A 12,307-nucleotide genomic window follows, 5' to 3' on the forward strand; every position below is an offset into this window, starting at 1 on the left:
GCCCCTTGGCGGCCGACAGGTCCTTGGCAAAATAAAGGAGGAGGTGACGGCCGCAGGCCGGCGCCGGGGGACATTTGCACAAGGGCCTGCCGGCCGCCAAGGGGCCCGGAGGCGCGCGCGATTCTCGACCGAAGACACACGCCCTCGCCTGCAGCGAAAGCGTCACCCCGATCTCCAAGTACCCTCGCGTGTTGACCAGGCTGCGCGCCAGACCGCTTCCGCTCAGGGGAAACACACAAAAAAGCGCCCGGCAGTGCCGGGCGCTTTTTGTTTCCACACTGCGGGTCTGATTACTTGATCAGGCGCAGGGTGAACGGGTAGCGGTACGCTTCGCCGTTGTTCGCCTTCACCGCGGCGATGATGCAGAAGACCAGGTTCAGGATGCCGACCAGCGGGGCCAGCAGGCCGCCGATGATCACGATCATCAGCACGAAGCTGATCAGCATCGCGATGGTGATGGTGATCTGGAAGTTCAGCGCTTCCTTGGCCTGGTCGGTCACGAACGACTTGCTGCTGTCATCCTTGTTGATCATCCAGATGATCAGCGGGCCGATGAACCAGGTGAAGATGCCCAGGATGTGGGCCACCAGCGCCATGGTGCGCTGGTCGGCCGGCGCGGTGCCGGTCGGGGCCGGCGGCGGGGCGGTGACGTTGTCGAATTCGCTCACGGTGAAACTCCTTGTTCGGTGTGTGTGGGTATTGCGCGACAGGCTCCCCGCCTGCCAGAGCAGCCGGGATAGGATACGTCAATCGTTGCCTGCAACGGTCATCCGGCCGACCAGGATCGACCCCACCTGCACATGCGAACGACGGTCCACGTCGCTGCCCACCGCCTCGATGCTGGCGAACATGTCCTTGAGGTTGCCGGCGATGGTAATGCCGTCCACCGGATAGCTGATTTCGCCATTCTCCACGCGGAAGCCACCGGCACCGCGCGAGTAGTCGCCGGTGACGCCGTTGACCCCCTGGCCCATCAGTTCGGTCACCAGCAGGCCCTCGCCCATCTGCCGGGCAATGGAGGCCAGGTCGCCGGCATTGGCCGCCACCTTCAGGTTGTGCACCCCGCCGGCGTTGCCGGTGGTGGTCAGGCCCAGTTTGCGCGCCGAGTAACTGCCCAGGATGTAACGCTGCAGCACGCCGTCGGTGATCAACGCCGCATTGCGCGTGGCCACGCCATCGCCATCGAAGGCCGACGAACGCAACCCGCGGCGCAGCAACGGCAGTTCCTCCACCTGGAACCAGTCCGGGAACAGGCGGGTGCCGACGCTGTCGAGCAGGAAGCTGGCGCGCCGGTACAGCGCGCCGCCGGAAACCGCACCCAGCAGGCTGCCGATCAGCGACCGCGCCACCTCCGGCGAATACAGCACCGGCATCTGCGCGGTCGCCATCGACCGCGGCTGCAGCCGGGCCACGGTGCGCTCGGCGGCACGGCGGCCGATCGCAGCGGCCGATTCCAGGTCTTCACGGGCCAGCGCGCTGCTGTACCAGCCATCGCGCTGCATGCCGTCGCCCTGCCCGGCGATCAGCGCGCAGCCCACCGAGTGGTGGCTGCTGCGCTCGCGGCCGATGAAGCCATGGGAATTGGCGTACACCGACAGGCTCTGCGAGGTGGCGGCCGAGGCGCCATCGGAGTTGCTGATGCGGCCATCGGCTTCACGCCCGGCCGCCTCACAGGCCAGGGCCAGGTCCAGCGCCTGGTCAGCCCCCAGGTTCCAGGGGTGCCAGCCGTCCAGGTCGGGGAACTCGCGCGCCATCAGGGCGGCCTCGGCCAGCCCGGCGGCGGCATCGTCCTCGGTGTGCCGGGCAATGGCGCAGGCCTGGGCGACGGTCGATTCCAGGCTGGCGTCCTGCAGGTCGGCGGTACTGGCGCTGCCCTTGCGCTGGCCGAAGTAGACGGTCACCGCGATCCCGCGGTCACGGGTGGATTCCACCGTTTCCACCTCGCCCAGGCGCACATTCACGTCCAGGCCGCGCTCGTCGCTGCAGCTGACCTCGGCCTGGCTGGCGCCCATGGCTTTGGCCCGTTCCAGCAGGCGTTGGGAGATGTCGGCCAGCTGCTCCAGGCGCTGCAGGCTGTCGTCGGCCGGGGAGACTTCAGGGGAGATCACGTTCAATGCTTTATCCTGTACGGGTGAGTGCCTGGCGCAACGCGGGGCACAGTTTACGGATGTGGAAATAAGACGATGCGCGGACGCGACGAAGATACCGGTGAATTCCTAGACATCAGCCGTAGCCAGAACCGCCGGGACGCCCTGGACGTGCTGGCGCTCGGCGAGAAGCTGGTCGCGCTGACGCCGGCCCAGCTGGCCCGGGTGCCGGTGCCCGAAGACCTGCTGCCGCACATCGCCGAGGCCAAGCGCATCACCGCGCACATCGCCCACAAGCGCCAGCTGGCGTTCCTGGCCAAGCACATGCGCCGCGAAGACGATGCCGCGCTGGATGCCATCCGCGATGCGCTGGACGCCAACAGCGAAACCTCGCGCCGTGAAGTGGCCACCATGCACCGCGTGGAAGACTGGCGCGAGCGCCTGCTGAAGGACGGCGACAAGGCGCTGGGCGCGCTGCTGGACGAATACCCGCATGCCGACCGCCAGCAGCTGCGCACGCTGGTGCGCAACGCCCAGGCCGAGAAGGCCAAGAACAAGCCGCCGCGCGCCTACCGCGAGATCTACCAGCTGCTGCGGACGCTGCTGCTGCCGGCCGCCCTTGGCCTGGACGCCGCCAACCTCACCGCGGCCGACGACCTGGAAGAGCAGGACGACCAGCACGACGACGACACCGCCGAAGACTGAGCCTGGCTGCCCACGCGGCGGTGCCAGCCCAGGGCTGGCCCCCGCGGGGCGCTCGAACCGGCAGCACGGGCGCATGGCCTGGCTCAGGCCTGGGTGCCGCCCACGGTGATGCCATCAATCAGCAGCGACGGCTGGCCCACGCCCACCGGCACGCTCTGGCCATCCTTGCCGCAGATCCCCACGCCCTCGTCCAAGGCCAGGTCGTTGCCGATCATGCGGACCTTCTGCATGGTTTCCGGCCCGTTGCCGATCAGCGTGGCGCCCTTCACCGGCGCGGTCACCTTGCCGTCCTCGATCAGGTAGGCCTCGGTGGCCGAGAACACGTACTTGCCACTGGTGATGTCGACCTGGCCGCCGCCGAAATTGACCGCGTACAAGCCCTTCTTCACCGAGCGGATCATTTCTTCCGGATCGTGCTGGCCGGCGCGCATGTAGGTGTTGGTCATGCGCGGCATGGTCATGTGCGCGAACGATTCGCGGCGGCCGTTGCCGGTCGGGGCCACGCCCATCAGGCGCGCATTGAGCGAATCCTGCATGTAGCCGACCAGGATGCCGTCCTCGATCAGCGTGGTGCACTGGGTCGGATGGCCCTCGTCGTCGATGTTGAGCGAACCGCGGCGCCCGTCCAGGGTGCCGTCATCGACGATGGTCACGCCCGGGGCCGCCACGCGCTCGCCGACGCGGCCGGCATAGACGCTGGTGCCCTTGCGGTTGAAGTCGCCTTCCAGGCCGTGGCCCACCGCCTCGTGCAGCAGCACGCCGGGCCAGCCCGGGCCGAGCACCACGGTCATCACCCCGGCCGGAGCCGGGATTGCCTCCAGGTTCACCAGCGCCTGGCGCAGCGCTTCGCGGGCGAACCGTTCGGGGCGGTCGTCGGCGAACAGTTCGGCATAGCTGTAACGGCCACCGCCGCCGGAATAGCCGGACTCGCGGCGACCGTGCTGCTCCACGATCACCTGCACGTTCAGCCGCACCAGCGGCCGGATGTCGGCGGCCAGCACGCCGTCGCTGCGCGCGATCAATACCGTGTCCACGCCGCCGGACAGGCTGACCATCACCTGCTGCACGCGCGGGTCGGCGGCGCGCAGGTAACGGTCCAGGCGCTTGAGCACCTCGACCTTGGCCTCGTTGCCCATGCCGTCGATCGGGTCCAGCGCCGGGTACAGCGCGCGGCCGTTGCCACGCACCAGCGAGCGTGCCTGCTGCGCCCCGCCCTCGCGTGAAATCGCGCGGGCCGACTGCGCCGCTGCGAGCAACGCGTCGCGGTGGATGTCGTCGGAGTAGGCAAAACCGGTCTTTTCGCCGGCGATGGCGCGCACGCCGACGCCCTGCTCGATCGAATGGGCGCCATCCTTGACGATGCCATCCTCCACGCTCCAGCTTTCGCGCCGGGCGTGCTGGAAATACAGATCGCCAAAGTCGATGCCCGGGCCCAGCAGGGTGCCGAAGGTGCGTTCCAGTCCACCGGCATCGAGCCCGGCGGGCAGCAGCAGGCGGTCGTTGGCAAGGGTAAGTGCGTTGTCGGTCATGTCATCTATCTGAGGGCGCGGGCCGCTATCGCAACCCGGGCGCGGGAAAGGGGTCAGCGTACCGGGGGCGGCAACGCAGCGGGAGCCGCACGTGGCGGCGGGGCATCGTCACGGTCGATCACTTCGACCTTGGGTTCGGCCCACGGGCCGGTCACCCGGTAGGTCTTGGCCCCGATCGCCCCCAGCGGCTTGCCCAGCACCGCGTTGGCGGCGGCGCCCACGGCGGCGCCCACCGGGCCACCGGCGACCGCGCCGACCACGGTCAGCAGGTTGCCGGCACGGGGGTTGACGTCGATGGTCTGGTCGAATTGCTGGCGGCGCAGGTCGGTCTGGCCGCGGATGCTGATGTTGGCCGCCGGGCCTTCGATCAGCACCTTGTCGGTGGTGGCCATGCCGTTGCCGAACGCCAGCGCGCCTTCGACCTGGTTGAAGGCAAACCCCTTGGAGAAGAAATCGCGGAAATCGAACATCAACCGGCGCGGCAGCTGGGTGACGCTGAGCAGGCCCAGCACGCGCCCGGCGCCGGGCTCCAGCTCGAGCAACTGGCCGTTGCGTGCATGCACCTGCAGCTGCCCCTGCAGCGCGCCCAGCTGGAAGTCCGACGGACCGCCCTGCCAGCCGGCGTCGAGGCTGAGCTGGCCCTGGCCACCGCGCAGCTGGCCGCCGTAGTCGAGGTTCTGCATCAGGCCGCCCAGGTCCTCGCTTTTCACGTCGACAGTGACCTGGGTGCGCGCAGCGGCGCCCATGCCCAGCCAGCGGCCCTGGATGTCGATGGCCTGCTTGGGTGCGCGGAACTGCAGCTGGTCCACGCTCAGGCCGTTGCCGAACGGGCGCGTGCGCAATACCGCCTGGCCCAGCCTGGCCTTGCCGAACTGCAGGTCTTCGATGTCCAGCGCCAGCGGCGGAATCTTCGCCGGGTTGGTGTCGTTGGCACTGGCCTGGACCCGGGCCGGCAGGGTGGCGTCGGGCGGCAGCAGGATCGGCGCGCCATCGGACGGCACCTTGGCCGGGGTCGGCAGCGATTGCCAGTGCACGCGGCTGAGCTTGCCGACGATGGTGCCGCCCTCGGCGTTGGGCACGCTCAGGGTGCCTGCCAGCGAGGGGCCATCCAGGCGTACTTCCACCGTGGACGGAGTGGGCCGCAGCTGCAGGCGGGTCTGCGCGAACAGGCCGCCGGCCAGCAGCAGCTGCCCGACCTGCACATCCACCTGGCGCAACGGCATGGCGTCCTTGCCGTCGCCGCCATCGGGCGTGCGTGCCAGGCCGATCCATTCCAGGGCATCCAGCGAACCGCTACGGCCATTGACCGCCAGCCCACTGGCCGGCGGGTCGCGGTCGACCCGGTCGCTGCCCAGCGTCACCTGCACGCCGGTCTGGTTGTTGTGGGTGCGCGCGGCCAGGGCCAAGCGCTGGCCGAACGCCACGTCCACGCGCCCGCTGCCCATCGGCAACTGGGCGTTGACCGTGGTCGCCAACGGCACGCCCGGGTCCTTGTCCAGCGGCGCCGGCAGGTCCAGGCGGGTGCCGACCAGGTCCGACCGCAGCGTCAGCAGGGTCGGCGGCTCGGTCTTCGCCCCGGCCGCGACCTTGGGCAGGGTCACCCCGATCATCCAGCGCGAGTTGCCGGCGATGTAGGGCTTGAGCCAGTTCAGCTCGGGCGCACGGTCCAGCAGCGCACCGGCGTCCAGCGCGGCGGTAAGTTCGGATTCGAAGGCCTGCTGCGGGTCACGCACGAAGCCCCCGGCGCGCAGGCTGAGCAGCCCGTCCTGGCCGAGGTGGCGCACGCTGAGGCCTTCGGCGCCGAAGCCGTCGCGGCTGTAGCGGGCCTGGCCGCGCATGGCGTCGAAGGCCAGCGCGAAGCGTTTTTCGGTCAGGGCCACGCCCTGCAGATCGACCGTGCCCAGCATGTGGCCCGGACCCTGGTCGGGATGCAACGGCTGCAGCAGGTCATAGGTGACCTTGGCCGGGCCCTTGGCGGTCAGATTGTCCAGCGTCTCGGCATAGGTGTGGTGCAGCGGGCTCTGCTTGAGCATCGCCAGCAGCGCACCGGTCTCGGTCTGGGTGGTGGCCTTCACGTACAGCGGGGTTTCGCCGAAATCGACGATGCCGGCATCGAAGTGGTTGACCGCCACGCCGGCCAGATCACCGCCGCCGTGCAGTTCGAACCCGGGCCCGATGAAGGCGATATCGGCATCCACCTTGCCCATGGCCGGCCAGTCGTGCTGGAAGCGGATGGTGCCGTTGCTGATATGCCCGGTGGCCTCGAAGCGGCCGTTGTTGCGGTCGAACGGCCAGTCGTCGAGGTCGCCGCTGACCAGGCCCACGCCGTTGCGGACCTGCCCGGCCACCAGCGCGGCATCCAGCCAGTCGGTGGCCCCCTTGCTCATCTTGGAGTGGATCCAGAAGCGCTTGGCCACCGTCATCGGCACGTCGTCGATGCGGGCGGCCAGCTGCAGCCACGGCCGGGTGCCGTCGCCCTGGAACCAGACACTGCCGCGCACGTCGGCGGCGTAGTCGGTGCCCTGCACGCGCAGCGCCGGGGTGCCGAAGCGCCAGCCGCCGGCTTCGTCGCGCCAGCCGACCAGCTGCCCGGCCAGGCGCACGTCGTGACGCTGGCCGAAGCCGCTGGGCCAGTCGAAGTGCATCACCCGGCTCGGCTGCAGGTCCAGCTGGAAACCGTCGGCGTCGGCACTGAAGCGCCCACCCACGCCACTCAGCCCGGGCGCATGCCCGGACGGGGCGAAGCCGACGTCGGCCAGTTCGCCCTGGATCGAGACCGGGCCGCCACGTTCGGCGGCGATCCGCACCTGGGTCATGCGCGCATGCGGCGCGGCGTGCTGCAGCCACTCACGCAGGCCCGGTTCGATCCGGTCGCTGAGCGCCAGCCCGCGCAGCAGCGCGGTGGCATCGATGTTGTCGCCGGCCAGGGCCATGTGCTGGCCACCAGCCAGCAGCAGGCCGTCCAGGCGCTGCACCTCGCTGCTGCCGGCCAGGCCGATCCGCAGCTGCGGCGCGTCGGCGCGCCAGCCGCCGGTCACCCAGCGCCAGCGCGCGCGCAGCTGCAGGGTGTCCAAGGCCAGCTGCGGGCGTTTGCCATCGGCCAGCGGGGCACCGCGCAGTTGCAGGTCCTGCAGGTCGGCGTCGGCGGTGACCATCACCGGGCGGTGGTCGCGCAGGTCCACCCACGCATTGAGCTCCCCGGTGCCTTGCTGCAGCGACACCCCGGCGAACTGCAGCAGGTGCGACCAGGCGCGGAAATCGGCCGGATCGGCCGCCAGCCAAGCCTGGCCATCGCCCTTGGTGCGCTCGAAATCCACGACCGCGGTCAGTGGCTGGCCGTCCAGGTCAGCCCAGGCGCGCGCGCCCACGCGCAGCCGCTGCCCGTTCACGCGCAGCCGCAGGTCGATGCGCGGCAGCTCGGCCTGCAGGTTCAAGGATGGCGCATCTACCCGCAGGCGGCCACCGATCACCTGCAATTCGCCGAGGCGACGCAACGCGTCGAGCGGGTCGCCGCTGCCGGCCTCGGGCATCCCGCGCACCGACCAGCGGCCATCGTCGGCCCGCTGCAGCACCAGGGCCAGCCCGCGCAGGCGCAGTTCGGTCAGGGAATGGCCGGGCAGCAGCCCGGCATACATCGACACCAGCACCTCGGCCTCGCCGATGGCGATGCCCTGCCCCTGCCCGATCCGCAGGCCCTTCAGTTCCAGCAGCGGTCCGCGCCGGGTCCAGGCTGTTTCGAGGTGATCGAAGCGCACCGGCTGCCCGGCACGCGCGCTCAGCCAGGCGGCCACCTTGTCGGGATGGCGCTCGGCGAACGGCAACACTTGACTGACCGTGCCCACCAGCACCGCCACGCACACCAGCACGATCGCCAATGCATACACGGCATGGCGGCGAATCCTTCGCAGTCGCAGTCGGAGCGGCGTGGTCATCGCAACGCGAAGGCACCGGCGCGCACGCGCGCCAGTGGGCGGAGATCAGAGCAACACAACATCGAACTGCTCCTGCAGGTACTGCTCGTCGGCCTGGAAGCGGATGGATTTGCCAAGGAATTCCTCCAGCTCGGCCACCGCTGTGGATTCCTCATCGGTGATGCGCGCCACCACTTTGGACGAAGCAATCACCAGCAGGCGGGCCGCATCGAACTGGCGCACCGCACGGGTGATTTCGCGGAAGATCTCGTAGGTGACCGTTTCGGCGGTCTTGATCGACCCGCGCCCGCTGCACTCCGGGCACGGCTCGGACAGCTGCCGCTCCAGGCTTTCCACGGTGCGCTTGCGGGTCATTTCGACCAGGCCCAGCGGCGAGAAATCGTAGACGGTGGTCTTGGCGTGGTCGCGCGCCAGCGCCTTCTCCAGGGTGCGCAGCACCTGGCGGCGGTGCTCGGCGTCATCCATGTCGATGAAGTCGATGATGATGATGCCGCCCAGGTTGCGCAGCCGTAGCTGGCGCGCCACCGCCTGCGCCGCTTCCAGGTTGGTGCGGAACACCGTCTCTTCCAGGTTGCGCTGGCCCAGGAACGACCCGGTGTTGACGTCGATGGTGGTCATCGCCTCGGTCTGGTCGATCACCAGGTAGCCACCGGACTTGAGCGGCACCTGCTTGTCCAGGGCGCGGCCGATCTCGTCCTCGACCCCGAACATGTCGAAGATGGGGCGGTCGCCGCTGTACAGCTCGATCTTTTCGGCCAGGACCGGCATGTACTTGGCCACGAAGGCCTGCAGCTGGGTGAAGGTTTCCTTGGAGTCCACCTTCACCTTGTCCACGTCCTTCCGGATCAGGTCGCGCACCGAGCGCAGCGGCAGGCTGAGGTCTTCGTAGATCACGCTCAGCGGCGCGGCATCGCGGCCACGCCGTTCGACCACGTTCCAGACCCGCGACAGGTAGGCCACGTCCTCGGCGATGGCTTCGGCCGGCTGCCCTTCCGCATTGGTGCGCACGATGTAGCCGTAGCCGCCGTGCTGGGCCGACAGTTCGGTGACCAGCGACTTCAGGCGTGCGCGCTCGGCCTCGTCCTCGATCCGCGCCGAGACCCCGACCACCTTGGACTGCGGCAGCAGCACCATGTAGCGCGAGGGAATGCTGATCTGGGTGGTCAGGCGCGCGCCCTTGGTCCCGATCGGGTCCTTCACCACCTGTACCACGATGTCCTGGCCGTCGCGCAGAAGCTCCACGATCGGCACCGACGACGGCGGCGGCAGCGTGGTGCCCTCGGTGTCCGGGCTGGCCACCGGGGCCGGGCGGATCACGTCATTGGCGTGCAGGAACGCGGCGCGCTCCAGGCCCACTTCGACGAAGGCCGCCTGCATGCCCGGCATCACCCGCTGCACCTTGCCCTTGTAGATGTTGCCCACCACCCCGCGGCGCCAGCCACGTTCGATGTGCAGTTCCTGCAGCATGCCGTTCTCGATGACGGCCACGCGGGTTTCGCGCGGGGTGACATTGACCAGGATTTCTTCAGACATGGGCGACACCCTCCGTTGGCGTGGTGAAAGCAGCGGGCGAAACGCCAAACGCCTGCAGCAACTGCTCGGTCTGTTGCAGGGGCAATCCCATCACACCCGAATAGCTTCCCGCCAGATGGCGGATGTAACGTTCGGCGCCGCCCTGGATGGCGTACGCACCGGCCTTGCCCATCGGTTCGCCACTGGCCACGTAGGCGGCGATGGCGGCCTGCCCGATCTCGATGAAACTCACCTCCGACACCACCAGCACGCCGTCCTGGCGGCCGTGGGCCACCACCGCCACCGCGGTCATCACCTGGTGCGTGCGCCCGGACAGGGTGGCCAGCATGGCGGCCGCGTCTTCGGCATCGACGGGCTTGCCGAATACCCGTCCGTCCAGCACCACTTCGGTGTCCGAGCCGATCACCACCGCGTCGGCATCGGCGGCCACCAGGGCAAGCCCGGCCCGCGCCTTGTCAGCGGCCACGCGCTGCACATAGGCAAGCGCCGACTCGTCGGCGGCACGGACTTCGGGCACCTCAAGGTCCAGCGCACGGAACGGTCGGTCCAGGCGCGTCAACAGTTGGGTACGGCGGGGGGAGCGGGAGGCAAGATAAAGCATCTTGGAAGCATAACCTGCGGCCCGTGTCTGAATCGAAAGCAACCGCACCCAATCGCGCCTCAACCCCGGAAAAGCTCACGGAGCGTTCATCGCCCCGACACCAACCTCAACGCCTTCACAAGGAGATGTACATGCGCCGCCCATCCCTGTCCCCGCTGCTGCTCGCCCTGTCCCTTGCCCTGGGAACCTCGATGACCGCCCACGCCCAGACCTCGCCCGCCGTTGCCGTCGCCGCCGACAGCACCCTGCTCAACATCTCGGCCAATGCCGAAGCCAAGCGCGTGCCGGACGTGGCCACGCTGTCGGCCGGTGTGGTCACCCAGGCCGTCGATGGCAACAGCGCGATGCGCCAGAACGCCGAGCAGATGGTCAAGGTGCTGGCCGCGATCAAGGCGGCCGGCATTGCCGAACGTGACGTGCAGACCAGCGGGGTGAACCTCAGCCCACAGTATCGCTACGTGGAGAACGAGCCGCCGAAGATCACCGGCTACCAGGCCAGCAACACGGTCAGCCTGAAGGTGCGCGACATCGCCAAGCTGGGCAAGGTCCTGGACGCGCTGGCGGCCCAGGGCGCCAACCAGATCAATGGCCCGCAGTTCGAGATCGACCAGCCCGAACCGGTGTATGACGAAGCCCGCCTGGCCGCGCTGAAGAAGGCCCAGGCCCGCGCCGAGACCTACGCCAAGTCGCTGAGCCTGCGCGTGCGCCGCATCGTGAGCATCTCCGAGAACGGCGGCGGCAACTTCCGCCCGGTGATGATGCGTGCGGCCGCCGCGCCGATGTCCGCCGATGTGTCCACCCCGGTGTCGCCCGGCGAATCGTCGGTGTCGGTGAACCTGGACGTGGTGTTCGACCTGGGCCGGTAACGAAAGCGGATCATGAGGACAGCGGACCAACGGTCCGCTCCCACATGACATGGATGACGGCGCCTGCGGGCGCCGTCATGCGTTCCGGGCCCGCTTCCTGAGCGCCAGCCAAACATCGACATGCCCCCTGACTTCCGGGCCGCGCCCCGCTCCGGTATTGCTGTCAGTGCGCGGCCCCGCCTTTTGCTTCCTGCAACCCCACCGGCGGCGCCCGCACGTTTGATGTTCCCGCACATCTGGCAAGGAGAGTGGAACATGGTCCGTACCCAACCCCGCGTAATGCCGCTCCAGATCGACGTTTCCCGCGTGCTCGGCTGGAGCACCGCCCTGGCCCTGCACGTGCTGGCGCTGATGCTGTTGCTGATCCCGGCGGCCTACGTGGCCGCGCCCCTGCCACGTGAACGCATGCAGATACGGCTGCTGGTGCCACCGGAGCCTACCCCGCCGGTGCCAGTGCCGATCAAGCCGGACGTACCCACCCTGGTGCAGCCGCGCACCGTGCCCAAGCCGCAGGTAGCCCCGCTGCCGCCGCCGACCGCCAGCGCCGACGATGCCCTGGCGGTGGCCCCGCTGCCGGCCAGCGAACCCCAGGCTCCGGTCCTGGCCCCCAGCGTCCCGGGGCCGGCCGCCGGGGGCGCCGGGGCGCAGTTGCAGTACCGCAGCGCGCCGCCGCCGGCCTACCCGATCGCCGCCCTGCGCAACCACGAACAGGGCACGGTGCTGCTGCGGGTGCGGGTGGAGGCCGATGGCCGGGCATCCAGCGTGGTGATCGAACGCAGCAGTGGCTCGCGGGCGCTGGACAACGCCGCCCGCCATCAGGTGCTGCGCCAGTGGCGGTTTGTGCCGGCCATGGTGGACGGACAGCAGGTACCGGCCGATGGCCTGGTGCCGGTCAGCTTCAGCCTCCCCGACTGAGACCGTAGGGACGTAATGGGCGCGGGGGACCGGCCACGGTTTCCCCGCGCCCTTGGTCGCCGACGGACGGCGACCCGAATTAAGCAATTTTTCACAGCTTCGTCACCCTCCGGAAACCTAGATTGTCGCCGTCGTCACT

General features: G+C 69.2%; 9 protein-coding genes. 3 read left to right on the plus strand and 6 right to left on the minus strand.

Annotation, left to right across the window (positions count from 1 at the left end):
- Window positions 1-290: 290 nt before the first annotated feature.
- Window positions 291-668 carry a DUF4870 domain-containing protein gene (locus tag GQ674_RS13380; RefSeq protein ID WP_038687123.1) on the minus strand — a complete coding sequence of 126 codons (378 nt, stop codon included), beginning with the start codon at window positions 666-668 and terminating at the stop codon, window positions 291-293.
- Between the two features lie 78 nt (window positions 669-746).
- A complete protein-coding gene (gene pmbA / locus GQ674_RS13385) occupies window positions 747-2,114 on the minus strand; it encodes a metalloprotease PmbA (RefSeq protein ID WP_159497469.1) in 1,368 nt (455 codons plus the stop codon).
- 69 nt (window positions 2,115-2,183) lie between these two features.
- On the opposite strand from pmbA, the gene yjgA reads away from it, so the two are divergent.
- On the plus strand, window positions 2,184-2,792 hold the full coding sequence (gene yjgA, locus GQ674_RS13390; RefSeq protein ID WP_159497470.1) for a ribosome biogenesis factor YjgA: 609 nt from the start codon (window positions 2,184-2,186) through the stop codon (window positions 2,790-2,792).
- A gap of 83 nt (window positions 2,793-2,875) precedes the next feature.
- On the opposite strand, the gene tldD is transcribed toward yjgA, so the two are convergent.
- The 4 genes from tldD to GQ674_RS13410 are packed head-to-tail and all read right to left on the minus strand — an operon-like array spanning window position 2,876 to window position 10,387.
- Window positions 2,876-4,321: a metalloprotease TldD gene (gene tldD, locus GQ674_RS13395; RefSeq protein WP_038687117.1), complete on the minus strand. Its 1,446-nt coding sequence runs from the start codon at window positions 4,319-4,321 to the stop codon at window positions 2,876-2,878.
- A 53-nt stretch (window positions 4,322-4,374) separates the two neighbouring features.
- Complete coding sequence (locus GQ674_RS13400; RefSeq protein ID WP_159497471.1) at window positions 4,375-8,253, minus strand: YhdP family protein; 3,879 nt, start codon at window positions 8,251-8,253, stop codon at window positions 4,375-4,377.
- A gap of 45 nt (window positions 8,254-8,298) precedes the next feature.
- Window positions 8,299-9,786, minus strand: a complete 1,488-nt coding sequence (gene rng / locus GQ674_RS13405; RefSeq protein WP_038687114.1) for a ribonuclease G — start codon at window positions 9,784-9,786, stop codon at window positions 8,299-8,301.
- Window positions 9,779-10,387 (minus strand): Maf-like protein, encoded by a 609-nt coding sequence (locus GQ674_RS13410; protein WP_159497472.1) that lies wholly within the window; start codon window positions 10,385-10,387, stop codon window positions 9,779-9,781. Before GQ674_RS13410 ends, rng begins: the two co-directional genes overlap by 8 nt.
- 131 nt (window positions 10,388-10,518) lie before the next feature.
- On the opposite strand from GQ674_RS13410, the gene GQ674_RS13415 reads away from it, so the two are divergent.
- Window positions 10,519-11,253: an SIMPL domain-containing protein gene (locus tag GQ674_RS13415; RefSeq protein WP_159497473.1), complete on the plus strand. Its 735-nt coding sequence runs from the start codon at window positions 10,519-10,521 to the stop codon at window positions 11,251-11,253.
- Between the two features lie 255 nt (window positions 11,254-11,508).
- Window positions 11,509-12,168 carry an energy transducer TonB gene (locus GQ674_RS13420; protein ID WP_159497474.1) on the plus strand — a complete coding sequence of 220 codons (660 nt, stop codon included), beginning with the start codon at window positions 11,509-11,511 and terminating at the stop codon, window positions 12,166-12,168.
- Window positions 12,169-12,307: the final 139 nt, after the last annotated feature.

It is taken from the genome of Stenotrophomonas sp. 364, assembly GCF_009832905.1.
Lineage (GTDB): Bacteria > Pseudomonadota > Gammaproteobacteria > Xanthomonadales > Xanthomonadaceae > Stenotrophomonas > Stenotrophomonas maltophilia_AP.